We start from the raw sequence: 25,807 nt of genomic DNA, 5'->3' as shown, positions 1-25,807 counted from the left end.
AGTGGCAGTGACACCCGCACCCGGCGAGATATTCGCCGGATACCGCCTCGAACGCAGGCTCGGCAGTGGCGACCGGGGCACGGTGTATCTGGCGGCGCATCCGCGCCTGCCGCGACATGACGCACTGAAGGTGCTGGCCCCCGGCGGCAGCGACGAGTTCACCGCCCGGTTCGTGCGCGAGGCGGAATTGGTTGCCCGGCTGGAACATCCGAATATCGTGCGAGTGTACGACCGTGGCATCGAACGCGGATGCCTGTGGCTCGCCATGGTGTACGTCGACGGTATCGACGCCGCCGCTTTGATCCGGCGGTCTCCGGCGGGTGTGCCGGCCGGTGAGGCGGTGCGGATTGTGACCGAGGCCGCCCGAGGCCTGGACGAGGCGCACCTGGCCGGCCTGCTGCACCGAGATGTGAAACCGGCCAACATCCTGCTCGAATCGCGGCCCGGGGAGCCGGATCCGGTGTACATATCGGACTTCGGGGTGGCCCGGCCGATGGCCGATACCGAGGCGCTGACCGAGGCGGGCTCGGTGCTCGCGACGCTCGACTACGCCGCACCGGAATTACTGGCCGGTGACCCCGCCGATCATCGGGTGGACGTGTATGCGCTGGGCTGCACACTGTTCGAGTTGCTCACCGGGACAGTACCTTTCCCGCGATCGAGCCCGGCAGCGCAGATCCGGGCGCACCTGAAGGAGCCGCCGCCTCGGCCCTCGCGGCGAAATCCGGACCTGCCCGCATCGTTCGATGCGGTGATCGCCCGCGCGCTGGCGAAGGACCCGCGGCGGCGCTACGACTCCGCGGGGGCGCTCGCACAGGCTGCCGCAGCGGCGCTCGACGGTCGTGTGGCGCGGCGCGCCGGGCGGCGGACGGTGCTCGGCGCACTGGCGTTCGCCGGTGTGACGGTACTGGTCGCGGCGACTGCCGTTGTGTGGCAGGGACAGTGGCTCGCGAGCGCACCGGTATCGCCGATCGCTCCGAGTACGGCCCCGAGCGCGTCGGCAGCGCTCGACGGCATCAGATCCTGGGGCGCGTACGGCTTCATCGTGCAGGCATTTCCCGCCCTGCTCCCGCCGACTCCGATGGACAGCGGCTATCAAGAGATCCGTTGTACCCCGATCGGTGCCGATCGGGCGACGGTCGGTACCACGGCGCCGCTGGGCGCCGTCGCGAGTATGCGGTGCAATGGTAACGGCGACCCCATGGATTGGCTGTTCGTGGATTGCAATGTCGATCGCGCGGCCATGGCCATCGATGTGGACGGGGCCGAAAGCGTGCTGGGTGATCAGCAGTGGCAACGTCCCAGTGGCACCGGCCGCATGGTGTGGGGCACCGGGATCGGCACGGGTTCCGGTCGCGGCGATGATGTCGACGGCCAGCGAACGGGCATGCTGGACATTCGATTCGACGACCCCGCACGGAGCTTCTGCCGCCTCGAAGCCTGGGGCGGCGCCACCGGTCAGGATCTGGCCGATCACTGGTGGCCGGCCGCACCGCTCTGAACGGTTCAGGCGCGGCGGATGCGGCGGTAGGTGGGGGCGGCTGCGGCGGCTGCGGCGAGATGGGTTGCGATTTCCCGGATTTCGGTGGTCTGGAGGGCGGCGATGGTGAGGCGGAGGTGGTCGGTGCGGGGGCGATCGGCGACTTCGAAGGGGGCGCTGGGGGCGGCTTTGATGCCGGCGGCGGCCAGGGAGATCATGGCAGCGTTTTCGTCGGCTACCGGGAGCCAGAGGTTGATGCCGTCGCCGCGGGGCAGGTGGATGTCGTGGCGGGACAGCGATGTGCGGAGGAGATCGGCGCGGAGGCGGTAGGTGGTGCGGGCGGTGGCGACCGTGGTGCGGGCGGTTTCGTCGGTGAGCATGTGCAGCAGGACGCGTTGGAGCAGGCGGCTGGTCCAGCCGGGGCCGAGCATGCGGCGTTCGATGAGGGGGTCGAGGAATTCGGCGGGGCCGCCGGCGACCGCCAGGCGCAGGTCGGCGCCGTGGGATTTGGAGTACGAGCGGATGTGGACGACCTGGCGGGGGAGACGGCTGCCGAGGGAGCGCAACGGGGAGTGCGCGATACCGTCGGAGTGATCGTCCTCGATGATGAGCAGGTCGACGTCCGTGAGGATATCGGTGAGTTCGCGGACTCGGCGGGCGGAAAGTGAAGCGCCGGTGGGGTTCTGGGCGCGCGGCTGCAGGAGCAGGGCCGTGGGGGAGTAGCGGTCGAGGGCGAGGGTGAGTTCGGCGGGCAGCAGGCCGGATTCGTCCATGCCGACGGGGATCGCCCGGGCTCCGATGCGGGAGAGCAGGTCGAGGAAGGGCGGGAAGCACGGATTCTCGACGAGTACCGCATCGCCGAGGCGGACGTGGGCGGCGAGCAGGCGGTCGACGGCGTCGAGCGCGCCGTCCAGGACGGTGAAGCGTTCGGCGCGCATGGGCCAGTCGGCGCGCACGGTGGCCTCGAGTTCGGGCAGCACCGCCTCGCCCAGATAGGTGGCCGACAGATCGTCGATGGCATCGTCACCGCCCAGCACCCGCAGCGCCGAGGTGAGGTCGGGCAGCAGCGCGGGGTCGGGGATGCCGCGCGAGAGGTCGATGCGGAAATTCTTATCGGACTGCGAGTGCAGTCGCTGGTACCGGCTCGCCGCGGTGAGGGGTACGGGCGGTGGGGGCGTGCCCACGAAGGTTCCGGCCCGCCCGCGCGCCACAATGGCCCCGGCCCCGGCCAGCGCCCGCCAGGCCTGATTGACCGTGGCGGGGGAGACCTTGAGAGCGCGTGCGACCTCGCGCACGGTGGGCAGGCGGGTGCCGGGCGCGAGCGCCCCGGAGCGGATGCGGTGACTGACGGCGGCGGCGATACCGGCCGCGGTGCGATCGTGCACACCGGCCAGGAACTCGGCGACCGCCGGGCCCGTGGGGGCCGCCGCGGCGCCGGATGCGCCGTCGGCAGTCGCCGGGCCGAGTTCCGTTGTCACAGTGCCATTCTGCGTCGGCGCATACGAAGTGACCGCCACTGCCCCCAGGATTTACGGTCACGAAACTGTTTCCGTCAACTTGTAACACAACGAAATTCGTTTCGGGTGCAGTATCACAAAGTATGGCAATCGTTCGAGCTGCGCTGGTCCAGACGAACTGGACCGGCGACAAAGAATCCATGATCAAGGCGCATGAGGACTATGCGCGGCAGGCCGCCGCGGCCGGAGCCAAGGTGATCTGCTTCCAGGAGCTGTTCTACGGCCCCTATTTCTGCCAGGTCCAGGACGCCAAGTTCTACGACTACGCGGAATCGGTGCCCGGTCCCACGGTAGACCGGTTCGCGGCGCTGGCGCGGGAACTCGGCATGGTGATGGTGCTGCCGGTGTACGAGCAGGAGCAGTCCGGCCTGCTGTACAACACCGCCGCGGTCATCGACGCCGACGGCAGCTACCTCGGCAAATACCGTAAGCACCACATTCCCCAGGTCACCGGCTTCTGGGAGAAGTTCTACTTCCGGCCCGGCAATCTGGGCTGGCCGGTCTTCGATACCGCGGTCGGCAAGGTCGGCGTGTACATCTGCTACGACCGGCACTTCCCGGAGGGCTGGCGGGCGCTGGGCCTGGCGGGCGCGGAGATCGTCTTCAATCCCTCGGCCACCTCGCGCGGGCTGTCGAGTTATCTGTGGAAGCTCGAGCAGCCCGCCTCGGCGGTGGCCAACGAGTACTACATCGGGGCGATCAACCGGGTCGGCATCGAAGAGCTCGGTGACGACGATTTCTACGGCACCAGCTACTTCGTCGACCCGGAGGGCAAGTTCGTCGGTGAGGTGGCCTCGGACACCAGCCCCGAACTCGTGGTCCGCGACCTCGATATGGATCTGATCAAGGTGGTGCGCGACCGCTGGGCCTTCTATCGCGACCGCCGCCCGGACGCCTACGGACCGCTGGTGAACCCCTGATGCTTACTTTCATTCACGGCGGAACGGTGGTGTCCACCACCGGTTCCCAGCTGCTCGACGTCCTGGTCGACGGCGAAACCATTGCGGCGGTGGTGCAACCGGGCTCGACCGCGCTCGGCAGCGATCTCGCCGCGGCCGCCGATACCGTCATCGACGCCACCGGCAAGTATGTGATTCCGGGTGGTGTCGACGGCCATACGCATATGCAGATGCCGTTCGGCGGCACCGAGGCCTCGGACACTTTCGAGACCGGGACCCGGGCCGCGGCGTGGGGTGGCACCACCACCATTGTCGATTTCGCCATCCAGAAGCCGGGCGAGCGCGTGCAGGACACCCTGGCGCTGTGGCATCAGAAGGCGGCGGGCAAATGCGCCGTCGACTACGGATTCCATCAGATCATCGGTGACGTGAACGCCGAATCCCTCAAGGGCATGGCGGAATTGGTGTCCGAGGGTGTCACCAGCTTCAAGCTCTTCATGGCCTACCCGGGTGTCTTCTACTCCGACGACGGGCAGATCCTGCGCGCCATGCAGAGCGCCGGCGACCTCGGGGCCCTGCTGATGATGCACGCCGAGAACGGCATTGCCATCGATGTGCTCGTGGAGCAGTCGATCCAGCGCGGTGATACCTCGCCCTACTTCCACGGCACTTCGCGGCCTTGGCAATTGGAGGAGGAGGCCACGCACCGCGCCATCATGCTGGCGCAGGTGACCGGTGCGCCGCTGTACGTCGTGCACGTCTCGGCCAAACAGGCGCTCGAACAGATCGCGACCGCACGGGGCAGGGGGCAGAACGTCTTCGGCGAGACCTGTCCGCAATATCTGTACCTGTCGCTCGAAGAGCAGTTGGGCGCACCGGGTTTCGAGGGCGCGAAGTGGGTGTGCTCGACACCGCTGCGATCCCGGGAGGAAGGGCATCAGGACGAGCTGTGGCGATACCTCCGCACCGGCGATGTCACCAGTGTGGCCACCGATCACTGCCCCTTCTGCATGAAGGGGCAAAAGGATCTCGGTGTCGGTGATTTCAGCAAGATCCCCAATGGGATCGGCGGCGTCGAACACCGCATGGACCTCATGTTCCAGGGTGTGAAGGACGGCCGCATCTCCTTGGAGAAGTGGGTCGAGGTGTGCTGTACCACCCCGGCGCGCATGTTCGGCATGTACCCGCGCAAGGGCGTCATCAGCCCGGGCGCCGATGCCGACATCGTGATCTACGACCCGAACGGGCACACCAGCATCGGGCTCGGCAAGACCCATCACATGAATATGGATTATTCGGCCTACGAGGGCTTCGAGATCGACGGGCATGTGGACACGGTGCTCTCGCGGGGCCGGGTCGTCATCGATGCCGGGCAGTACCTGGGCACGGCCGGTCACGGCCGCTTCGTGAAACGCGAACTGTCCCAGAACCTCATCTGATTCGAACGGAGGGTGCCCGCATGGATATCGGAGTGGTTCTGCAATGCACGCCGCCCGCCTCACGGGTCGTCGAACTGGCGAGAATCGCGGAGACACACGGCTTCTCGCACGTGTGGACCTTCGACTCGCACCTGCTGTGGCAGGAGCCGTATGTGATCTACAGCCAGATCCTGGCCACCACCCGGAAAGTCGTGGTCGGGCCGATGGTCACCAATCCGGCCACCCGGGATTGGACGGTGACCGCCTCGACCTTCGCCACGCTGAACGAGATGTTCGGCAATCGCACCATCTGCGGTATCGGGCGCGGGGATTCGGCCGTGCGCACGCTCGGCGGGCGACCGTCCAATCTGGCGACACTGCGCGAATCCATCGAGGTGATCCGGGAACTCGGCAACGGCCGCACCGCCACCATCGGCGATACCACCGTCCGGCTGCCGTGGGCGCAGTCCTCGCGGCTGCCGGTGTGGGTGGCCGGATACGGCCCGCGCGCACTGGATCTCACCGGTGAGGTGGCGGACGGATACATACTCCAGCTCGCCGATCCGGATATCACCGCGTGGACCATCGCCCGGGTCCGGGCCGCCGCCGAACGCGCCGGACGGGATCCGAAGGAGGTGACCATCTGCGTCGCCGCCCCCGCCTACATCACCGACGGGACGGTGCCGGGACTGAAACACGCACGGGAGCAATGCCGTTGGTTCGGCGGCATGGTCGGCAACCACGTCGCCGATATCGTCGCCAAATACGGTGCCGACAGCGAGGTTCCGGAGGCGCTCACCGAATACATCGCGGGCCGGCAGGGTTACGACTACAACCAGCACGGGCGCGCCGGAAATACGCACGCCGACTTCGTGCCCGATTCCATCGTGGATCGGTTCTGCCTGATCGGCAGTCCCGATGAGCATCTGGTGCGATTGCGCGAACTGGAGGCGCTCGGCGTCGACCAGTTCGCGGTCTATCTGCAGCACGATGCCAAGACCTCGACGCTCGAGGCATACGGCGAATCGGTGCTTCCGCGCCTCGCACATCCGGTCACGGCGACAGTGAGTGCTTCGTGAAAACAGTGACAGCGGTGCGTGATTCGCCGCGTCTACAGAATTACGGCCACGTCGGACGGTGGCCTCCGAGCTTCTCAGGCGACCGACTATGACCGACTCGACAACAGTGGCGCCCGAGCCGGTGCTCGATCTCGCGGCGGCGGTGCTGCCGCCGCGCTCGGAATTCGCGGGGTCCGCGCGCAGCCGCGGCAGGGCGCTGCTGCGCGGCGCGGGCTATCCCGTGGCGGCATTCGTCCTGCTGCTCGCCGCTTGGGAACTGGTGAAAGATCTGGTGCCCGCCAACGGCGTCAGCCTCGGCAGCACCCGGGTGCTGCCGCGCACCTCCGACGGGGCACTGCCGCACGTGTGGGCGGTGCTCACGGTGCTCGGCGAGCGCGACGGGAAACGCACCGTCGGCGCCACCCTGCTGCACACGGCGGGATTCACCTTCGGGCTGGCGCTGCTGGCCCTGGTGGCGGGCACCGTGGTGGGCATCGCGCTCGCCGTGCTCATGCAGCGGTTCGCGTGGGTCGAGCGCGGCCTGCTGCCGTATGTGATCGTCTCCCAGACGATTCCGCTGATCGCGCTCGCTCCGCTGGTGGCGGGCTGGGGCGGTCGCATCCATATCGCGGGGCAGCCCTGGCAGCCCTGGATGAGCATTGTGGTGATCGCCTCCTACCTGGTGTTCTTCCCGGTCGCCATCGGCATGCTGCGCGGCTTGCAATCGCCGTCCAGGGCCTCGGTGGAACTGCTGCACAGCTGTGCGGCCGGCTGGTGGCGCACCCTGCTGCATCTGCGATTGCCCGCCTCCGTGCCCTATCTGCTGCCCGCCCTGCGACTGGGCGCGGCCGCGGCGGTGATCGGGTCGGTGGTCGCCGAGATCTCCACCGGCACAGCCGGTGGCATCGGCCGCCAGATCATCGTGTTCTCCCAGCAGTCCACCGGTAATGCCGCCCGGCTGTATGCCGCTGTCATCGCGGCCGCCCTGCTCGGCGTGGTGCTCACCGCCCTGGTCGGGCTGGCCGAGGTCGCGCTGCGCCGCTACAGCCGCGGCCGTTCGTCAGGAGGTACCCCGTGACCGTCGAAGCATCCCTGGCCCAAGAGCCGCCCGCACCAGCCGATTCCGTCTCCGCCGTGGAGTTGAGCGCGGTCGGCAAGATCTTCACCGCCGGTGCGGTCACCGCCCTGCAAGAGGTGAGCCTGACGGTCGCCGCCGGTGAATTCGTCTCGCTCATCGGACCTTCCGGCTGCGGTAAGTCCACACTGCTGCGCATTGTCGCCGACCTGGAGCAGCCGAGTTCGGGAACCGTTGTGGTGCACGGCAAGTCCGCGCGCCAGGCCCGGCTGGATCAGGACTACGGCATCGCCTTCCAGCAGGCCGGACTCCTGGACTGGCGCACCGTGCAGGAAAACGTCGAACTACCGCTGCAATTGCACGGTATCGGCAAGCGCGAACGCCGGGCCCGCAGCGCCGAACTGCTGGAGATCACCGGCCTCACCGATTTCGCCCGCCGCTATCCCGGCGAGCTCTCCGGCGGTATGCAGCAGCGCGTCGCGATTGCCCGCGCCCTGGCCCGCAAACCGCCGCTGCTGCTCATGGACGAACCCTTCGGGGCACTCGACGAGATGACCCGCGAGCGCATGCAGGGCGAGCTGCTGCGCATTGCCGAAGAGACCGGGGCCGCAGTCATTTTCGTCACGCACTCCATTCCCGAGGCGGTATTCCTCTCCGATCGGGTGGTGGTCATGACACCGCGACCCGGGCGGATCACCGCGGTGCTGGAAACCGGCGGCTGGGACCGGCACGCCGAGACCGATGTGCGCTCCAGTGATGCCTTCTTCGCGGCGGTCGCCGCCGTGCGCGCCGCCCTGCACCAAGGACACGGCACCGAGCCGAACACCACTGCGGGACGGGATATCCGGTGACCCGCATACTCAAAACCGGCCTGCCGCCGGTGCTCTTCGGTGTGACCATGCTCGCGCTCTGGCAGTTGCTCACGGTCGCGGCGGGGGTGCCGTCCTTCCTGCTGCCGTCGCCGTCGGCGATCGCCGATGCTTTCTCCAGTAATTTCGACGCCATCGCCAAGGCGGCCGTGGCCACCGGAACCAATGCGCTCATAGGGCTTTTCGTCGGCGCGTTCCTCGGTATCGCCGCGGCCATGCTGGCGGTGCGGTTCGAAGTGGTCGGCGGCCTGCTCGGTGCGCTCTCGGCAGGCGCGGCGGCGGTGCCGATCGTGGCGCTCGCGCCGCTGTTGAACTCCATGTACTCCACGACCACCGATTTCCCACGCCGGCTGGTCGCCGCGATCGTGGTGTTCTTCCCGGTATTCGTCAGCACCGTCCGGGGATTGCGCCAGGTACCGCAGGTGCAGTCCGACCTCATGACCGCGTACGCCGCCACCGGCTGGCAGATCACCCGCACCGTCCGCCTGCCTGCCGCCCTGCCACACCTGTTCACCGGCTTGCGGATTGCCGCGCCGGGCGCCGTGATCGCGGCCATCATCGCCGAATACTTCGGCGGCCTGCAGCACGGACTCGGCAGTCGCATCACCTCCGCCGCCGCCAATACCGCCTATCCACGCGCCTGGGCCTATGTCACCGCCGCCATGATCCTGGGCCTGCTGTTCCTGACCGCCGTGCTGCTACTCGAACAGCTCACTCGCCGACCCCGCACCACCCTCTGGAGATCCAAATGAGAAGTACCACACACAAATACCGCTTCCGGGCCTGTCTGGCCGCCGCGGTGCTGGGCCTGGCAGCACTGACGGCGTGCAGCACATCCGACAGCACCACCACCTCCGACGGCCTCACCAAGGTGAAGCTGCAGCTGCAGTGGTTCAAACAGGGGCAGTTCGCTGGGTATCTGGCCGCTGTCGACCAGGGCTTCTACAAGGAGCAGGGTCTCGACGTCGACATCCTCGACGGCGGAACCGATATCGTGCCGCAGACCGTCCTTGCACAGGGGCAGGCCGACTATGCCATCGCCTGGGTGCCGAAGGCCCTGGCCTCGCGGGAGGCCGGAGCGGGCATTACCGATGTGGCGCAGATCTACCAGCGCTCGGGCACCAAACAGGTCTCCTTCAAGACGACCGGTATCAACAGCCCGGCCGACCTGCGCGGCAAGAAGGTCGGAAACTGGGGCTACGGCAATGAATTCGAGCTCTTCGCCGGGATGACCAAGGCCGGTCTGGACCCCGCCAAGGACGTCAAACTGGTGCAGCAGCAGTTCGATATGAACGCCTTCCTCTCGCACGATATCGATGCCGCACAGGCGATGTCGTACAACGAGTACGCGCAGCTGCTGGAGGTGAAGAATCCGGCCACCGGAAAGCTGTACACCCCGGACGATTTCAATCTCATCGACTGGAACGACCAGGGCGTGGGCATGCTGCAGGATGCCATCTGGGCCAATACCGACAAGCTGAAGGACAGCAAGTACGCCGACCAGACGGTGAAGTTCATCGCCGCCTCGCTCAAGGGGTGGGCCTTCTGCCGCGACAATGTCGACAAGTGCCGTGATATCACGGTTGCCGCCGGCTCCACCCTCGGCGCGAGTCATCAGGAGTGGCAGATCACCGAGGTGAACAAGCTGATCTGGCCCTCGCCCAACGGCATCGGCATGGTGGACAAGTCCGCCTGGGATCGCACCGTCGCTATTGCGAAGACCACCCGCAATCAGGAGGGCGCGACTGTGCTCACCAAGGATCCGGACGCCGCCGCGTACACCACCGAATATGCTGCCAAGGCCCTCGACCTGCTGAAATCGCAGAATGTCGATGTCACCGGCAGTGGCTACAGCGCCAAGCCGGTAACCCTCACCGAGGGCGGCAAGTAACCCTTCGCGTCTGCGCCCGCTACCTCGCACCCTCGTGCGGAGTAGCGGGCGCCACTGTTTCCGGGGCTGGCGCTTGTCTGCCCGTATGTTCTAAAATTTGGCCGTGCGGTCAGAAAATGAGACGGTCGGTCAGCAAAGGTCCTTCATCGAGGAGGCTCGCCGGCGGCAGATCATCGCCGCGGCGGTGGACCTGATCTCCGAGATCGGGTACGGCAATGCGTCGCTGGCGAAGATCGCCGAGCATGCGGGCATCTCCAAGGGGGTCATCTCCTACCACTTCGACGGTAAAGACGATCTGATGACGCAGCTGGTCATCCAGCTGTACGTCTCGGGCGCGGAGTTCATGACACCGGTCATCGCGGCCGCAGAAGGGCCGCGAAATCGGTTGCGCGCCTACATCGCTTCGAATCTGGACTTCATCGACGCCAATAAGCGGTATGTGGCCGCCATGACCGATGTGGTGCTGAACCTGCGCGATGCGGAGGGGCAGTTGAAATTCACCTACGCCGAGGGAGCGGAGGAGATCCTGCGGCCGCTCGTCGACCTGCTGCGAGAAGGGCAGCGCGAGAGCGTTTTCGGTGCGTTCGACCCGATGCTGATGGCCAAGTCCATCCGCGATGCCATCGACGGCACCGCCGGGCGCGCCATTCAGGAGTCCGATTTCGACGTGCGCAAGTACGCGGCGCATCTGTGCCGGTTGTTCGACCTGGCAACGATCACGCAGGGGGAGTAGTGACCAGAACATTGGAAACCGAAGCGGCAGAATCGGAGTCGCACGCGGGTCTACCGCCGTTCGCGACGGTCCCGGTGCTGTCGGTCGCCGCCGCCGGCGGGCTGGCGCTGCTCGTGACGCTCGGCCGGTACGGCTACTTCGGTGATGAACTGTATTTCCTGTCGGCCGGTCGGCGGCTCGCCGTGAGCTATGCCGACCAGGGGCCGCTGCTGCCCGCGTTGGCCCGGACGATGGACCTCATCGCACCGGGATCGCTGGTGGCGCTGCGCATTCCGGCGCTGCTGGCCACCGTTGCCGCGATCGTGCTGAGCGCGCAGATCGCCCGCGAATTCGGCGGCTCCCGCGGGGCGCAGGCGCTGACCGCGGTGGCCTACGCCACCTCGCCCTTCCTGCTTGTACAGGGCGGTCAGCTGGCCACCAATACGATCGATACCGCCCTGTGGGTGTTGATCAGCTGGTTGCTCATTCGCTGGGTACGGACCCGTCACGATGGTCTGCTGCTGGCGGCGGCCGCGGCGACAGCGCTGGATATGCAGGTGAAGTGGCTGATCCCGTTCTTCTGGATCGCGGTCGGCGTGGGCGTGCTGTGCTTCGGCCCGCGCGAGCTGCTGCGGCGTCCGGCGCTGTGGGTCGGTGTCATCGGCGTATACCTGTGCACGCTGCCCAGTCTGCTCTGGCAGGACCGGCACGGCTGGCCGCAGCTGCATATGGGCGCGCAGGTGGCCGCCGAACAGGATTCCAGCGGCGGGCGCGCGCTGTATGTGCCGCTGGCACTGGCTATTGCGGGTGTGGTGGGCGTGCCGCTGCTGCTGGCGGGAATCTGGGCATTGCTGCGCGCGGCGGAATTGCGGCCGTACCGCTTCCTGGGTGTGGTCCCGATTCTGGTGACGGTGATCTTCGTAATCACCGATGGCCGACCGTATTACGGCGCGGGCTGCTACGGCGCGATCATGGCCGCCGGTGCCGTCTTCGCCGCGCGGCGAATGGCCGGTTGGCGGCGCTGGCTGGCCGGAGGGCTGGTTGTCGCCTCGGTGCTGACCGTGGCGGTCTCGCTGCCGTGGAAGCCGGAGTCGCAGATCGAGCCGGCCGCGAACGAGTCCGATGCGGCTGCTCAGCTCACCGTCTACGGGCGCTTCGGCTGGCGTGAACTGGGCGAGGCGACCGCCGCGGCCTATACGGCATTGCCGCCGGCCCAACGGGCGAGTGCCGTGGTGATCGGCGATTCCTACTGGCAGGCAAGCTCATTGGATATCGATCGCCAGAAGTACGGCCTGCCCGCGGTGTACAGCCCCAGCCGCGGCTTCGGCTACTTCGGCACCCCGCCGGATTCCGCGACCACGGTGCTGTGGGTCGGCGGTGACGGCGTCGAGCCTCGCAAGTGGTGTGCGGATGTGACGGCGATCGGCCGGGCCGATGCGCGCCTGGGCATTCCGGGCGTCACCCGCGATATCACGATCTGGCGCTGTGACCACCCGCGCGAACCGTGGTCGCACGAGTGGCCGAACATGCGGCGTCTGGGCTGAGGGATCAGCCCTGCGTGGTCGAGACGGAGTCGAGGGTGACCTCCGCTGCGGGCGAGCCGTCGCCGGATCCACCTTCCACACCGGCGGCGGCAATGTTCTGCAGCACATCCAGACCGGCGGTGACATGGCCGAACGGGGTGTAGTTGGGCGGCAGCTGCGAATCCTTGTACACGAGGAAGAACTGGCTCCCATTGGTGTTGGGCCCGGAGTTCGCCATGGCCACGGTGCCCGCGGGATAGGTTGCGCCCGCGAGGTTCTCATCGGTGAAGTGGTAGCCCGGGCCGCCGGTGCCGCTGGCCGTCGGATCACCGCACTGCAGGACGAAAATGCCCTGCGTGGTCAGGCGGTGGCATTTGGTGTGATCGAAATACTGCTGCCCGGCCAGGAAGACGAAGGAGTTCACCGTCTGCGGCGCCCGGGCCGCGTCCAGGCTCAGGGCGATGGTGCCGCAATTGCTCTGCAGCGTCGCGGTATAGGCCGAATTCGGATCGATGGTCATGCCCGGCTCGGCCTGCCACTGCATGCCATTGGGCTGCCCGGCCGCGGCGGGTGAGCACCCCGGCGCGGTGTCGCGCAGCTGATTCGGCATGGCCTGCGCGCGCCCGCTCACCAGTACGGTGATCGCGATGGCCGCACCGAGGAGTCCGATCCGCCGTAGCGCTTTGCGCCCCAGGCGAATTCGGCGGGGCTGCCGGGCGGGGTCGCCGTCGAGGGTATGCGCGTGCGGTTCGATGTTCACCGGTGTGGATCTCCTTCAGCTCAGGGATGGCGCGGTGGACGGTGCGGTCGGCATCATTCCACCTCGGGAGCGTGCGTGGGGCGGGATGGCTCGACCTGTGGTGAGAGACGCGCCGGGATCGTGCCCGCACGCGAGGTTTTCGCTGCTAACGTCCCGTGACATGAAGGTTCAGCTGCGGCACAATCCGTCGTCGACCATTGCCCGCTGCTTTCTGGCCGGGGGCGAACCCATGCGGGTCGAGAGCGGTGCGATGGTCGCGCATTCGGCGGGAGTTTCCTTGGCCGCCAAGGTCGAAGGCGGCCTCATCGCCGGGCTGAAGCGGTCGGTGCTGGCGGGCGAATCGTTGTTCGTCTCCACCTTCACCGCACCGGCCGAAGGCGGCTGGGTGGATGTCGCGCCCGCACTGCCCGGCGACATGCTGTCGCTGGCCATTACGCAGGATCGGCCGTTCTTCATCAGCCGCGGCGGCTGGATCGCCAATTCGGCCGCGGTCACCGTGGAGGCGAAATGGGGCGGGCTGGCGAATCTGTTCGGCGGCGAGGGCGGTTTCGGCCTGCGGGCCCATGGCGACGGCGAGGTGGTGCTCGGTGTGTTCGGGGCCATCGATGTCATCGATCTGGCGCCGGGGGAGCCGGTGACCATCGATACCGGGCATGTGGTCGCCTACGACCTGGCCATGAACTTCTCCATTCGCCGGGCGGTGTCGGGGCGATCGCTGCAGTCGCTGAAGTCCGGCGAGGGCTTCGTCTTCGACTTCATCGGGCCGGGGCGAGTGCTGCTGCAGACGCGCAATCCGGGCGCCTTCGCGGCGTGGGCGGGGTCGTCCGCCTCATCCGGCTAGAATTGTGATGCATAACACACTTGTGCTGCATTGACATAACCGCAGCTAGAACACGTTCTACCAAAAATCAAGTGTCAGATTCTGAGATTTTCTTGTGGAAATCCTCCGCCGATGAATCTGGAACGTGCATGCTTCGGATGTTCGACTGTCATTGATAGATGAGGAGTAGCGCGTGTCCGGATCCGCCTCGGATTTCCTGGCTTCGGTTCTGATCAAGACCCTGCAGGGTCTGTTCACCGGTAGCACCGGCGCCTGAGCCGCAAAACGTAAACAGCCCATCCGAGTCGCGCGGGACATCGGATGGGCTGTTCTCGTTTTCGGAGGTAGGCGTTTCGGGATCATCCTGGGGGATGACCTGAAACGCTACTTTCCGCCGACGTGGTGACGGTGCCCGATGCGCAATGCTCGACCCAATGTCGATCATCGATGCGGTTGTCCCCGGCGCCGCCATACTCTTCGCCATGGTAGCGGCCGTGGCGCCGGGCCGGGCCGCGCGCTTCACGCCGATTATGTTGCCGCTGTTGGTCATCGGATGTCTGGTCCAATGGGTGCTGGAGAGCTTCTACTGGCAGATGGTGCCGATCTACCTTGTCATCGGCGCGACGGCGTGGCTGACGCTGAGCCGAACCCCCGCCACCGCCAGCGGACGCCGGCGGATGCTGGCGCGCGCCGGTCGCGGCACGGTCGGACTGCTCGCCCTGATCGCCATCCTGCCCTGGGGTTTTCAGCCCGTGCCGCGCCTGCCCGAGCCGACCGGGCGCTACCGGGTGGGTTCGGAGATCTTTCGCTGGGTTGATCAGCAACGACCGGAGCCGGCCACGGAGGACGCCGCTGATCACCGCAATGTTGTTGTGCAGGCGTGGTATCCGACGGACTTCGAATCGGGGCGGCGCTGGGTCTATATCGACGGGCTCGGCAGACTGCCCGGCAGTGTGTCGCAGGTGCCGAGCTTCCTCATGAGCAATTACGGGTCCATCAACACCCACGCGTTCGCCGATGTGCCGATCAGCGCGGATCGCATGCGATGGCCTGTCGTGCTGTTCTCGCCCGGCTACGGCGCCCCGCGGGCGTTCTACACCGGGCTCGTCACCGATTTGGCCAGTAGGGGATTCGTGGTGCTCGCGGTCGACCATCCCTACGAGTCGGCGGTCACCGAACTCGCCGACGGCACGATCGCGACGCCGGCCGGGCATTTCCCGGACAATGCCGCGGACGGCGATCGCTATATGGCCGAGCAGCTTTCAGTGCGCGCGGCGGATCTGCGGTTTGTCGTCGATCAGCTCGACCGCTCCGATGCGGTCGGCTTGCTCGCGGGCCGCCTGGACACCGATCACATTGCGGCGGTGGGACATTCGTTCGGTGGCGCGACCGCTGTCGCGGCCGCGGCGCTGGATCCACGGATCATGGCGGCGGTGAATATCGACGGCACGCTCTACGGCGATCTCCCCGACCGCGCGCTGCAGCGGCCGTTCCTGCTGCTGGAGAGCGATCATTCGGAGACCGGCCATTCCGCGCAGTATCTCGAGCGCAGTCGCAGCCTCGTTCAGCACCTGCGGGCCGGTGGCTTCCGCTACGAGATCGCCGAGGCGAATCACTTCAGCTTCACCGATGCGCCGCTGTTCCTCGCCGCACCCGCACGCTACGCCGTCGCCCAGTTCATCGGAGGTTCCCGCGGACCAGTCGACACCCAGCGCGCCGCCGACGACATCATGGCCGCATTCCTACAGGGCCCTCTCGGCGGATCGCCCGCCGATGTGCCGGCCGCCGCGGCGCACCACCCGAATATCCACGGCGGGCCGGTGCCCTAGCGGCGTCGTGTCCGGATCCGTCTCGGGTTTCGAGGTGGCACGGTTGCCGCGGTCTCAGGAGACCGGGATCGAAGCACCGATCGCAGCGCCGATGCCGGCACCTACGGCGCCCATGGCGAGTTCCGTCGCCACACCGGCCGCGCCGCCTACGGCCGACCCGACGGCACCACCGATGACAAAACCGGTCAACGCGGTTCCGACCATGCCCGGCCCGGTCGGGATACCTGCGCCGAGACCGACCGCGGTGCCGATCGCGGCGCCGGCGGCGGCCCCGACGGCCACACCGCCGGAGAGAATGACCAGCGCCACGGGGAGCCCCACGAGCGTTCCCGCCGCCCCGCCGATCGCAGCGCCGATGCCGGCATTGCTCAGCCGCTGCTGGTCCTGCGGGGACAGTTGCGGCACAGCCAGATCCGCGGGTGTTGGGACGCTCAGATCGGCGGGCGCGGGCAACTGTGCATCACCCGGCAGCGCTACAGCGGGCAGTTTGATGTCCGGCAGTGGCACACCGGCTACCTCAGCGGCGGGCACCCGCAGCTTCGACAGATCCCCGACAGGCACCGTGAAGCTCGAGAGATCGGCACCGGGCAGGCCGATGCCGGGCAGCACCACGGCGGGCAGTGCCAGGTCCTGGATGTCTTCGGCCGCGGCCGGGGCGGCCGAGACCACGCTGGCGCAGGCGACCGCGACGGCCAGTGGCACTGTGCCCGTGATGATTCCACGGCTCAGCCACAGTTGTGCAGATGTCTTCACGATCGATCCCTCATCCTGTTCTCGATGTCGGATGCGGACCGGCGTGTATTTGTCGCGCGGACCGCACTGCGCCGGGGCATTCACGACGCGGCTTCGGCCGGCAGACCGGAGCTGAACAGGCAGGACGCTACATAAGCACGTTCCTTACGCCAAGCTAACAAGCAGCTACTGTGACTGGTCTCACGGCAGCGGGCGCAGCAGATCGGGGATCATTCGGCGGGTGTCGGGGACGAAGGGCCAGGAGGGGTCGGCCAGGTGGGTGCGAAGTTCGGCGTCGGTCCACCACCAGCCGTCGGCGATCTCCTCGGGCTGATGCCGGATGGGGCCGTCGGAGCGCACCTCGTAGGCGAAGAGGTGGCAGCGCATGGGGCGGCCTGCCCATTCGCCGTCCCAGGCGGCGGTGACCAGGGGGCGGGGGCGATCGTCGTTGGGGCCCAGCTCGATTCCCAGTTCTTCGCCCAGCTCGCGGATCGCGGCGGCGGCCGGGTCCTCGCCGGGGTCGAGGACGCCGCCGGCGAGGCAGTCGTGCATGCCTGCGAAGACGGCCTTGGTATCGGTGCGTTTGTGCACGTAGATGCGTTCACCGTCGAGTGAACGCACCAGGACGCCCGCGCTGGCATGCCAGAGTCCCCGGGCGTACACCACGGCCCGCTCCTCGACGCCGACCTCGTGACCGGCGGCGTCGTAGACCGCGATCAGCTCCGACATGAGCGCTCCCTCCTGTGCCGCCGCGGTGCCGGCGGTCTCAGGTGCACCCTAACCAGGGCGGGGAGCGGCGATGCCGCCCGGACCGTGCGGCGGCGGCGTAATCTCTGGGACGCAACCGTTTTGATCTCTGCTGCGCTGCTGAGCAACGGCGAGGATCTCACTGTCGGAGAGGACGAGATATGCCGCTGCCACGGGCGCTCGCGAGAATCAATCGGCGGATCACCAATCCCGTACTCGGCATCATGGCGCGCATCGCACCCGGATTCGGGATCGTGATCCACGTCGGGCGTAAGTCCGGCCGCGTCTACCGGTCGCCGGTGACGGTGTTCCGGCGCGGCGACGGCTACCGCATCGCGCTCACCTACGGCCGGGATGTGGACTGGCTGAAGAACATTCGCGCGGCGGGCAAGTTCGAGCTCGAGACGCGGGGACGCATCGTGCCGCTGAGCGATCCGGTCGTGGGGCACGATGCGTCGGCGGCTTGGGCGCCGCCCGTGGTTCGGCAGGTTCTGGTGGGATTGTCGGCGGAGGATTACGTCCAGGCGCACATCGCGAAGTAGCCCGGCGGTTCAGCGCAGGGTGACCCGAATGACCACGCCGCCCTGCTGCCAGGTCTGGTAGATATCGGCCTGGTGCGGACTGCCGTCCGGATCGAAGCCGATGCCATTGAATTTGGCGTTCTGCTTATTGTCGCGGGCAATGAGGTCGTAGAGCCGCATGACCGATTCACTGTCCTCGAACACCTCGGCGTCGGCGCTGCGCTGCGGGCCGCCCAGGGAGACCTCGATCGGCACGCCTTTGCGGATATTGCGTACCCACGGGCGCTTGGAGGTGCCGATGAGCAGATCGCCCTCGTGCCGCGTGTACGCGACGGGGACGTCGTAGACCTTGCCGGACTTGCGGCCGGTCACGTGCAGGGTGACCAGCCGCTTACCCAGCTGGCTGCCGATGACGGGGACGTTCAGCAGCGTGCGGATGACGGTATTGAGCACGCCCTGATAGGACCGGATCGGTTCCGGGCCGGTGGTGGTGGGCGTGCCGTACGGATTGGTTTCGGGGGTGGGTTCGGGCATGCCGGTCTCCTCGACGGAAATGCGTTGCGCGACAGGCGCATGCAGATTCGAGTATAGAACTCCGGAGGTCGCCCGAGCGGGCGCGCGCGTCGCCGGACGGGTCGCAGGGTGTTTCGTGTGCGGGAGGGCTCCGGAGGACGCTGTACATTCGCCAATGACCGCTTTTGTCACTTCGAGCAGTACCCGCCATGCAGGAGTATGCCGATGACCGATGTGGTGGACAGTCCCGCGCAACCGAATCCGACCAGCCGGAAATCGGCATTTCATGAGCGCCCGGCCCTGTCGTGGCCGGCGGTCGCCGCGGTGGCCGTTCCGGCCGCTGTGGTGTTGCTGCTCTCGGCTACACGGTACGGCTACTTCGGTGACGAGCTGTACTTCCTGGCGGCCGGTCGGCGGCCCTCGTTCGGATACGCCGATCAGGGTCCGGTGCTGCCGATGGTGGCGCGGTTCATGGATATCCTCGCCCCGGAATCGTTTTTCGTGCTGCGGCTGCCCGCGGTCGCGCTCACGGTGACCGCGATCATCCTGTGCGCCATGCTCGCCCGGGAATTCGGCGGCGGGCCGTGGGCGCAGTCGCTGGCGGCCGTCGGATACGCGACGTCACCGTTCCTGCTGCTGCAGGGCGCCATGCTGACGACCAATGCCGTCGACACCGCGCTGTGGGTGATCATCACCTGGCTGGTGGTGCGCTGGGTACGCACCCGCGAGGACCGGCTGCTCCTGGCCGCGGCCCTGGTGACGGCGATCGATATGCAGGTCAAGTGGCTCATCCCCTTCTTCTGGCTGGCCGCGGCCGCGAGCAGTCTGGTGTTCGGGCCGCGCGATCTGGTGCGGCGACCGCTGCTGTGGCTCGGCGGTGTGATCGTGGTGCTCGTGACGGTGCCGGAGTTGCTGTGGCAGTCCCGCCACGACTGGCCGCAGCTCGAGATGGGCCGGGTGATCGGCGCGGAACAGGGCATTCTCGGCGGGCGCCTGCAGTTCGTGCCGATGTCGGTGAGCCTCGCCGGATTCCTGGGCGCGCTACTGCTGCTCTACGGGCTGTGGGTCTTGCTGGCGTGGGAGTCCTTGCGGCCCTACCGCTTTCTCGGCATCACGCTGATTCTGCTGTTCCTGGCGTTCCTGATCACCGGCGGGCGGATCTACTACGCCGCCGGGATGTACGCCGTGCTGATCGCCGCCGGTGCGGTCGGTGTGGTGACGACCGCCGAGCGGATGGGCAGCGGCGGGCGGCGGTTCCTCATTGCCCTCGTCGCGATATTGGCTGTCTGCGCTGCGGCTTTCGTGCTGTATTCCACGCCCTGGCGTTCGGCCGATTCGGTGCGCCCGCCGGTCGACGATGCCGAGGCCGCCGTCAATATCGGCGTCTACGGGTCCTTCGGCTGGCGCGAACTCACCGAGGAGGTGGATCGCGCCTTCGACGGGCTCAGCCGGCAGGAGCAGTCGAACGCCGTCATCATTACCGATACCTATTGGCAGGCAGCGGCATTGGACGAGTTCGGCCGCAAGCAGCTACCGGATGTCTACAGCCCGAGCCGGGGATTCGGCTACTTCGGCGCACCGCCGGACGACGCCACCGCGGTGCTGGCCGTGGGCAGCTACGAGGCGGTGCTGCGCGGCCAGTTCGAGCACGTCGATCCGGTGGGAAAGGTGAACACCCGCATCGGATTCCCGGGCAATACGCAGAATGTGACCATCTGGAAGTGCACCGGGATCAAGAAATCGTGGTCCCAGCTGTGGCCGAAATGGATGCATCTGTGACGAGGATCCCCGCGCGTGCGAGGGTCCCGTCCGCGGGACCCTCACCCAGGTGGAAGCGCTCGACCGCCGCCCGCCACTCCGGTAGATACGCGTGCAGTTCATCGCGCAACGGCCCCTCGATGCCCAGCTGGCACAGCACCCCGGCCCCGGCCAGTATGGTGCGCCCGATCGGGGTGTACTCCGGTGGTGAGGTGAGTTGCCTGCTGACGTTGGACAGCCGTGGCTCGGTCGCGCGAAGTACCTGCTTGCGCAACCATGCGGTGGTCAGGTGCGAGGTGTGTTGCAGGGTGATCTCGCGGATGGGGGCCATCATGGCGACCAGCCCGTCGATATCGAAATCGCCGTCGGCGCAGATGAATCCGTGCTCGCGCAGTACGGCCTCCAGCATGGTGCTGGACCCGTTGAGCGCCGCGTCGGCGATCTCGCCGACAACCGTGGGAAAGGCGGACGGGAACGGCGGGCAGGCGCCGTAATCGACGATGCCCAGTCGGCCGTCGCGCAGTACCCGGAAATTGCCGGGGTGCGGATCGCTGTAGAGCAGTCCGGTGCGCGCGAAGCTCGAGACCACGAACCGCAGGAGCAGCAGGCCGACCCGATCCTTCTCGGACTGGTCTCCGGAGGCGATAATGCGCGGCAGCGGAATACCGTCGAGCCATTCGCTGATCAGCACATCACCCTGCTGATGCACCACCTGGGGGACGGCGAAGTCCGGATCGTCGGCGTAGGCCTCGGCGAAAACCTGCTGTGCGGCAGCCTCTTTGGCATAGTCGAGTTCCTCGGTGATGCATTCGGTGAAGGCGTCCGCCAGGGCGCGGGTATCGGCCACCGGCATGAAAACCGTTGCCAGGGGCGCGAGCCGGCGGATCTGCGCGAGGTCGGACTGCACCGATTCACGGGCGCCCGGGTACATGATCTTGACCGCGACGGGGCGGCCGTCGCTCCAGACCGCGCGATGTACCTGGCCGACCGAGGCGGCGGCACAGGAACGCGGTTCGAAGGAGGTGAATCGGTCCCGCCAATTCGCGCCCATACTCGCGGCCATCGCCTCGTACACCGCGCCCGGGAGCATGGCCGGGGTGGAATCCTGCAGCTGGCTCAATGCCTCCCGATAGGGTGCCCCCAGCTCGGCGGGCAGGGCCAATTCGTAGAGTGCGAGCACCTGGCCGAGCTTTGCCGCGCAACCCTTGAGTTCACCGAGCACCTCGAACATGTGCTGTGCGGTGCGCGCCTGGATATCGAGCTCCACCTCGCGGGCCGGCCGTCCCATGGCCCGGCGGCCGAGACCGCCCGCGCGCCGTGCCGCATAGGCGACAGGCAGGGCGACGATCTTGGCATTGCGCACGGTCGCACGGGTCGGCGGCTGTCCGACGGTGTCGGATTCGGCGCGGCGGCGCAGTCGCCGGAAGCCGCCCGGGCGCGGTTCGGGCATAGGGGACCTCCCAAGATCGGGTGTCTCAGTGTGTCATGCGGCCGATCATGATCGGAAGCCGAAAGCGGCCGCTGATTTTGCTCCTATTCGGATAGGACGGACAGCCGGGTCGGAAGCACGGTCGTGCCCAAGATCATCTGATCTGACTGTCTCAGACAAATATTCCCGAATCGTGGACAATGCTCCCCAACTGTCCGAGACTGGGGGCAGACGAAGCGTCGCGGTGGCCCGGACGGCAATGAGGCTGTCCCGCGGCCGGACGGAGGAGCGATCATGAACGAGCAGGTGGGCAGGGTCGCACTGCGGCCGCGCGAGGTGCATTTCGATTTCAGTGCGTCGCCGCTGCACTGGATTCCCGGCGAACCCATTGCCTCCCATGCCATCTCGGGTCTCAATCTGATTCTGCCGATCGGTGAGCGCGGTTTCGTCGAAATGTTCCGGCGCGCTCTGCCGTACGTGGCCGATGCCGAACTGCGCGAGCAGATGATCGGCTTCATGGGGCAGGAGGCCGTGCACGCCGAATCGCACAATCAGGCGATCTGGGAGTTCCTGCAGCGGCACGGGATCGATCCCGAACCCATTATGACCGAGGCCGAGTACCTGTTCGACCGCGCCATCGCGCGGCTGGACACGCTGCCGGAGCAGCTGCGGCACCGGGTCGTCGTGCAGATGCTGGCCCTGATCGCCGGGCTCGAACACTTCACGGCACTGGGCGGGGATTGGATTCTCAATCAGGATTTCGAGGCCCTGGACGCCGATCCCGCATTGACCGATCTGTTCCGCTGGCACGGCGCCGAAGAGGTGGAACACCGCAGTGTCGCCTGGAATGTGGCGCGCTACTTCGGGGCGCGGCGGCCGCGGCTGGTGACCCTGTATCTGGGCAGCAGTGTGGGCCTGCCGGCGGGATTGATCGCTGTCGCGTGGTGGCTCACCCGCAAGGATCCGACCCTGCCGAAGATGGGTCCGGTCAAGGTATTCCGCGAGATCGGCAGTGGCATACGGCGTGGGGTGCTGCCGCCCTGGCGTTTGATCGGCAGTGGCTTCGCTTCCTTCGTGCGCTCGGATTACGACCCCGAGGACACCGGCGATACCGGTCAGGCGGTCGCCTATCTGGCCAAGTCTCCGGCCGCCAAGCTGGCGCACGCGTCATGACCCGCGCGCCCGAGCTGCAGACAGTCGAGGGCCGCATTGCCGAAATGCGCAGGCGCGGTGTGCCACCCGCGTTCTGGGCCCCGCCACTGCGCCGCGATCCGCTGCTCATCGTGGCCGACAAGCTGATCGCGCCCGGTGCGCGGGTGCTGGCCTGGTGCTCACCCGACGGCCGGGTGCGGCCGCCGATCACGCACACCCGGGAACTGGTGCTGGTCGATCGAGAGGTGGTCGCGGCCGACGACGATGTGGTCAGTTTCGTCTTCGCGCATCCGCGTGGTGCGGTGCTGCGCGCGTGGCGGCCCGGCGCCCATCTGGATGTGGTGCTGCCGTCCGGGCGGATGCGGCAGTACTCGCTGTGCGGTGATCCGGACGATCCGTTCCACTATCGAATCGCGGTGCGCCGCATAGCCGATGGCGGTGGATCGCGCGAACTGCACGAGAGCGTGCAGGTGGGTGCGCGGGTAACGGTCCACGGTCCGCGCAATGCCTTCCCGCTCGCCCTGAGCGGCCACCGCACCGGGGTCGCCCGCCGGATTCGCTTCGTAGCGGGCGGAATCGGCATCACCCAGATCCTCGGCATGATGCGCGCGGCGGACCGCGCGGGCATCGACTGGTCGCTGATCTACACCGGCCGCCATCGCGGTTCGCTGCCCTTCCTCGGCGAGATCGCCGGCTACGGCGATCGGGTGCGCATTCGCACCGATGACGAATCCGGCCTGCCCACCGGCGAAGACCTGGTGCCGCACCTGGATTCGAACCTCGCTGTCTACGTCTGCGGGCCGCCGCCCCTGCTGGACGTGGTGGCCGCACGAGTCGCCCGGGCGCCGGGCGTGGAGCTGCACTGCGAGCGCTTCGCCCCGCCGCCGATCCGGGACGGGCAGCCGTTCACTGTCCAACTGGGCCGGGGCGGAAGAACTCTCGACGTCCCCGCCGATCGCAGTGTGCTCGCGGTGGTGGCCGAGGCCGATCCCTCCGTCCCGTACTCCTGCAGGCAGGGTTTCTGCACGACCTGCAAAGTGCGGGTGCTCTCCGGCGCCGTCGAACACCGCGACACCGTACTCAATGACGCCCAGCGGTCGCAGGGGGACATGCTGATCTGCGTCTCGCGTGCGGAGCCCGGCGCGCGGCTGGTGCTGGATATGAATACCGGTGCGGCAGCGGCGGATCGGACTCCGCTGCCGCACCGGTCGATGTTGCTGCGCTACCGGGCCAGGCTGGCGCGGGCGGCGCCGAAGCGCATGAGGCTCGGCGGGGTGAGGCGGGTGCCGTAGTAGGCGGCCCAGGCCTCCGGGGTGACCGGGACCACGGCGCGATTGCGCTGCACCGCACGGACTATCGCCGTCGCCACCTTCGACGGCGGGTAGCTGCGCAGGCGGTAGAGGGTGTCGAAGGCCCGCTGGCGCAGTTCCTGCTGTTCGTCGGTGACACCCGAGAACTCCGTGGTGCGAACGATATTGGTGTGCACGATGCCGGGGCAGATGGTGCTGACGCCGATATTGTCCTGCGCCAGTTCGGCACGCAGGCAATCCGAGAAGGTGAACACGGCGGACTTGCTCGTGGAGTAGGCGCTGAAGCCCTGCTGCGGCGTATACGCGGCCATGCTGGACACATTCACGATATGCCCGCCCAGCCCGCGCTCGGCCATGAGCCGGCCGAAGGCGCGGGAACCGTGGATCACGCCGAAGAGATTGATGTCCAGGACGCGTCGGAAACTTTCACTGGGCGTGCGCAGAAACGGTGCGGCCTGGCCGATTCCGGCATTGTTGACCAGCACATCGGGGACACCGTGTACGGCGGCGACCTCGTCGGCGTGCGCCTGGACCGCGGATTCGTCGGAGACGTCGAGGGTGTAGGGGTAGGCGCTGCCGTCGAATTCGGCGATCATGGCCGCGGTGGCCTTGGCCGCATCCCCATTGATATCGGAGATGACCACCTCGGCGCCGAGGCGCGCGAAGGCCAGGGCCGTCTCACGGCCGATGCCCGAACCCGCGCCGGTGATCACCACCAGGTGATCGTCGAAGGGGCGGCGGGTGCGTCCCACCTCGGCCCGGCGCAGTTCACGGGCGGGTTCCTGCCCGGAGACGGCGTCGATGAGCTGCACGGTGGCGCGGGCCAGTACCTGCGGATGCGAATAGGGCACCCAGTGACCGGCTTTGAGATCCCGCCGCCACAGCTGATCTGTCCATTCGGACTCATCGTCGAAAACCGCGGGACGCACGGCCGGGTCGTACTGGGCGACGATCAGCTGCACCGGCACCTTGGTGCGCCGGTCGCGGGCGGAGAAGAGCTTGGCCACCACCAGATTCGCGCGATAGATCTGCAGGCCGTTGGCGGCGTCCTCGGTGAAGGTGTCGCCCAGCGTGACCTGCTCGAACGGTGTGCCCTGAGCCAGGCGCAGCCCGAGGCGGAACACCTGGCCGCGCAGGCCCCGGCGCACCAGCGGCGGAGTCACCGGTGCCATGAAGGCGAATTGATAGGCGAGCGAGGCCAATTGGGCCAGCGGCGCGATCAGATTGCCCGGCGTGGGCCGGGCCAGACGGCGGCGGGCCCAGCGACCGGCATGGTCGAGATTGGGGCCGGAGACCGAGGTGAAGGAGGCGATGCGCTGTTCGGCATCCGGTTCGCACACCGCATCCCACACCGTGACCGAACCCCAATCGTGCGCCAGCACATGGACGGGCTCGTGCGGGCTCACCGCAGCGGCGACGGCGAAGAAATCGGTCGCCAGTTCGGGAATCCGGAAGGCGCGGTGGTCCTTCGGATCGGTGGTCCGCCCGTGCCCGCGGGCATCGTAGGTGACGACCCGGAACCGATCGATCAGATGGGGCAGGACGTTGTCCCACAGGCGATGGGAATCCGGCCAGCCGTGTACCAGCACGATGGTCGGTCCCTCGGGGACGCCCTGTTCGTAGACCGCGATCTCGATATCGCCATTGGTCACCGTGCGTGTCTGCAGCGCCACTGCTGCCTCCTCTGTCTCAGACAGGTGAATCGAGTCCAGCTTGATGGGCGCGGAGACGGGTGTCAATGGATCGGGTGAATGCGGCATCGGGGGTGAATGCGTCGAAGGGTGGTATGGCGGC

At 67.5% G+C, this 25,807-nt stretch carries 23 protein-coding genes; 16 read left to right on the top strand and 7 right to left on the bottom strand.

All coding sequences use genetic code 11. The features are described 5' to 3' along the window. The first annotated feature begins 1 nt into the window (after position 1). Complete coding sequence (locus ABZX86_RS09890; protein ID WP_355121925.1) at positions 2-1,501, top strand: serine/threonine-protein kinase; 1,500 nt, start codon at positions 2-4, stop codon at positions 1,499-1,501. A gap of 5 nt (positions 1,502-1,506) precedes the next feature. Here the strand turns inward: ABZX86_RS09890 and ABZX86_RS09885 are convergent, their stop codons facing one another. Next, on the bottom strand, positions 1,507-2,958 hold the full coding sequence (locus tag ABZX86_RS09885) for an aminotransferase class I/II-fold pyridoxal phosphate-dependent enzyme (RefSeq protein WP_355121923.1): 1,452 nt from the start codon (positions 2,956-2,958) through the stop codon (positions 1,507-1,509). Positions 2,959-3,080: 122 nt separating this feature from the next. Between ABZX86_RS09885 and ABZX86_RS09880 the strand changes: the two genes are divergently transcribed. The 9 genes from ABZX86_RS09880 to ABZX86_RS09840 all read left to right on the top strand — a co-directional run bounded on the left by ABZX86_RS09880 (position 3,081) and on the right by ABZX86_RS09840 (position 12,463). Next, entirely contained in the window at positions 3,081-3,917 is an 837-nt protein-coding gene (locus ABZX86_RS09880) for a nitrilase-related carbon-nitrogen hydrolase (RefSeq protein WP_355121921.1), read from the top strand. After that, positions 3,914-5,335: a dihydropyrimidinase gene (gene hydA, locus ABZX86_RS09875; protein ID WP_355122597.1), complete on the top strand. Its 1,422-nt coding sequence runs from the start codon at positions 3,914-3,916 to the stop codon at positions 5,333-5,335. The genes ABZX86_RS09880 and hydA overlap by 4 nt, the downstream gene beginning before the upstream one ends. A gap of 20 nt (positions 5,336-5,355) precedes the next feature. Beyond that, positions 5,356-6,393 carry a TIGR03842 family LLM class F420-dependent oxidoreductase gene (locus tag ABZX86_RS09870; RefSeq protein ID WP_355121919.1) on the top strand — a complete coding sequence of 346 codons (1,038 nt, stop codon included), beginning with the start codon at positions 5,356-5,358 and terminating at the stop codon, positions 6,391-6,393. Between the two features lie 88 nt (positions 6,394-6,481). Continuing rightward, entirely contained in the window at positions 6,482-7,450 is a 969-nt protein-coding gene (locus ABZX86_RS09865) for an ABC transporter permease subunit (RefSeq protein ID WP_355121917.1), read from the top strand. Beyond that, positions 7,447-8,298 carry an ABC transporter ATP-binding protein gene (locus tag ABZX86_RS09860; RefSeq protein ID WP_355121915.1) on the top strand — a complete coding sequence of 284 codons (852 nt, stop codon included), beginning with the start codon at positions 7,447-7,449 and terminating at the stop codon, positions 8,296-8,298. The genes ABZX86_RS09865 and ABZX86_RS09860 overlap by 4 nt, the downstream gene beginning before the upstream one ends. Continuing rightward, a complete protein-coding gene (locus tag ABZX86_RS09855) occupies positions 8,295-9,068 on the top strand; it encodes an ABC transporter permease subunit (protein WP_355121913.1) in 774 nt (257 codons plus the stop codon). Before ABZX86_RS09860 ends, ABZX86_RS09855 begins: the two co-directional genes overlap by 4 nt. After that, positions 9,065-10,207: an ABC transporter substrate-binding protein gene (locus ABZX86_RS09850; RefSeq protein WP_355121911.1), complete on the top strand. Its 1,143-nt coding sequence runs from the start codon at positions 9,065-9,067 to the stop codon at positions 10,205-10,207. The genes ABZX86_RS09855 and ABZX86_RS09850 overlap by 4 nt, the downstream gene beginning before the upstream one ends. 103 nt (positions 10,208-10,310) lie before the next feature. Next, positions 10,311-10,940, top strand: coding sequence for a TetR family transcriptional regulator (locus ABZX86_RS09845; protein WP_355121909.1), 630 nt, complete (start codon positions 10,311-10,313; stop codon positions 10,938-10,940). Next, positions 10,940-12,463: a glycosyltransferase family 39 protein gene (locus ABZX86_RS09840; RefSeq protein ID WP_355121907.1), complete on the top strand. Its 1,524-nt coding sequence runs from the start codon at positions 10,940-10,942 to the stop codon at positions 12,461-12,463. Before ABZX86_RS09845 ends, ABZX86_RS09840 begins: the two co-directional genes overlap by 1 nt. 4 nt (positions 12,464-12,467) lie before the next feature. On the opposite strand, the gene ABZX86_RS09835 is transcribed toward ABZX86_RS09840, so the two are convergent. Next, positions 12,468-13,202, bottom strand: a complete 735-nt coding sequence (locus ABZX86_RS09835) for a peptidylprolyl isomerase (RefSeq protein ID WP_355121905.1) — start codon at positions 13,200-13,202, stop codon at positions 12,468-12,470. Between the two features lie 160 nt (positions 13,203-13,362). Between ABZX86_RS09835 and ABZX86_RS09830 the strand changes: the two genes are divergently transcribed. Both ABZX86_RS09830 and ABZX86_RS09825 read left to right on the top strand, forming a co-directional pair. Further along, a complete protein-coding gene (locus tag ABZX86_RS09830; protein WP_355121903.1) occupies positions 13,363-14,043 on the top strand; it encodes a TIGR00266 family protein in 681 nt (226 codons plus the stop codon). 413 nt (positions 14,044-14,456) lie between these two features. Next, a complete protein-coding gene (locus tag ABZX86_RS09825) occupies positions 14,457-15,851 on the top strand; it encodes a dienelactone hydrolase family protein (RefSeq protein WP_355121901.1) in 1,395 nt (464 codons plus the stop codon). Between the two features lie 54 nt (positions 15,852-15,905). Here the strand turns inward: ABZX86_RS09825 and ABZX86_RS09820 are convergent, their stop codons facing one another. Beyond that, complete coding sequence (locus ABZX86_RS09820) at positions 15,906-16,604, bottom strand: hypothetical protein (RefSeq protein WP_355121899.1); 699 nt, start codon at positions 16,602-16,604, stop codon at positions 15,906-15,908. 180 nt (positions 16,605-16,784) lie between these two features. Beyond that, a complete protein-coding gene (locus tag ABZX86_RS09815; RefSeq protein WP_355121897.1) occupies positions 16,785-17,312 on the bottom strand; it encodes an NUDIX domain-containing protein in 528 nt (175 codons plus the stop codon). Positions 17,313-17,491: 179 nt separating this feature from the next. On the opposite strand from ABZX86_RS09815, the gene ABZX86_RS09810 reads away from it, so the two are divergent. Then, positions 17,492-17,872 carry a nitroreductase family deazaflavin-dependent oxidoreductase gene (locus ABZX86_RS09810; protein ID WP_355121895.1) on the top strand — a complete coding sequence of 127 codons (381 nt, stop codon included), beginning with the start codon at positions 17,492-17,494 and terminating at the stop codon, positions 17,870-17,872. A gap of 9 nt (positions 17,873-17,881) precedes the next feature. Here the strand turns inward: ABZX86_RS09810 and ABZX86_RS09805 are convergent, their stop codons facing one another. After that, positions 17,882-18,385 (bottom strand): nitroreductase/quinone reductase family protein, encoded by a 504-nt coding sequence (locus ABZX86_RS09805; RefSeq protein WP_355121893.1) that lies wholly within the window; start codon positions 18,383-18,385, stop codon positions 17,882-17,884. A 204-nt stretch (positions 18,386-18,589) separates the two neighbouring features. Between ABZX86_RS09805 and ABZX86_RS09800 the strand changes: the two genes are divergently transcribed. Then, positions 18,590-20,143 carry a glycosyltransferase family 39 protein gene (locus ABZX86_RS09800; RefSeq protein WP_355121891.1) on the top strand — a complete coding sequence of 518 codons (1,554 nt, stop codon included), beginning with the start codon at positions 18,590-18,592 and terminating at the stop codon, positions 20,141-20,143. Here the strand turns inward: ABZX86_RS09800 and ABZX86_RS09795 are convergent. Continuing rightward, positions 20,097-21,572: an AarF/ABC1/UbiB kinase family protein gene (locus ABZX86_RS09795; protein WP_355121889.1), complete on the bottom strand. Its 1,476-nt coding sequence runs from the start codon at positions 21,570-21,572 to the stop codon at positions 20,097-20,099. The two genes, ABZX86_RS09800 and ABZX86_RS09795, sit on opposite strands and share 47 nt — an antisense overlap. A 273-nt stretch (positions 21,573-21,845) precedes the next feature. On the opposite strand from ABZX86_RS09795, the gene ABZX86_RS09790 reads away from it, so the two are divergent. Continuing rightward, positions 21,846-22,724: a metal-dependent hydrolase gene (locus tag ABZX86_RS09790; protein ID WP_355121887.1), complete on the top strand. Its 879-nt coding sequence runs from the start codon at positions 21,846-21,848 to the stop codon at positions 22,722-22,724. Then, positions 22,721-23,995, top strand: a complete 1,275-nt coding sequence (locus tag ABZX86_RS09785; RefSeq protein WP_355121885.1) for a PDR/VanB family oxidoreductase — start codon at positions 22,721-22,723, stop codon at positions 23,993-23,995. The genes ABZX86_RS09790 and ABZX86_RS09785 overlap by 4 nt, the downstream gene beginning before the upstream one ends. Here the strand turns inward: ABZX86_RS09785 and ABZX86_RS09780 are convergent. Beyond that, positions 23,926-25,686: an SDR family oxidoreductase gene (locus tag ABZX86_RS09780; RefSeq protein ID WP_355121883.1), complete on the bottom strand. Its 1,761-nt coding sequence runs from the start codon at positions 25,684-25,686 to the stop codon at positions 23,926-23,928. The genes ABZX86_RS09785 and ABZX86_RS09780 overlap by 70 nt on opposite strands. Positions 25,687-25,807 lie beyond the last annotated feature (121 nt).

Origin of the sequence: Nocardia sp. NPDC006630, assembly GCF_040611495.1 — a bacterium.
Lineage (GTDB): Bacteria > Actinomycetota > Actinomycetes > Mycobacteriales > Mycobacteriaceae > Nocardia.
This window is presented reverse-complemented; position numbering and strand designations above follow the sequence as displayed.